The organism is Flagellimonas olearia (assembly GCF_009184425.1).
GTDB lineage: Bacteria > Bacteroidota > Bacteroidia > Flavobacteriales > Flavobacteriaceae > Flagellimonas > Flagellimonas olearia.
In genome coordinates this window covers 1-353 of the sequence record NZ_WELG01000117.1, presented here as the reverse complement: position 1 = coordinate 353, position 353 = coordinate 1, and the positions used below count along the sequence as shown (strand labels likewise).

1 rRNA gene is annotated in these 353 nt (G+C 53.3%); it reads right to left on the bottom strand.

Going from position 1 to position 353, the window contains the following annotated elements:
- Nucleotides 1-353: ribosomal RNA gene (locus F8C76_RS18120) — 16S ribosomal RNA — on the bottom strand; the annotation flags it as partial.

The window sequence follows — 353 nt, the reverse complement described above, 5'->3', positions numbered from 1 at the left end:
ACCGCAGGTTCACCTACGGTTACCTTGTTACGACTTCACCCCAGTCGCTGTGTGTGCCGTGGGCAGTAGCCAATTTAGCATCCTGACTTAAGGCAAACACAACTCCCATGGTGTGACGGGCGGTGTGTACAAGGCCCGGGAACGTATTCACCGCAACATGGCTGATTTGCGATTACTAGCGATTCCAGCTTCATGCAGGCGAGTTGCAGCCTACAATCCGAACTGAGAGGTGTTTTGAAGATTGGCTCCACTTCGCAGTATTGCTTCTCTTTGTGCACCCCATTGTAGCACGTGTGTAGCCCTAGGCGTAAGGGCCATGATGACTTGACGTCGTCCCCACCTTCCTCCTCCTT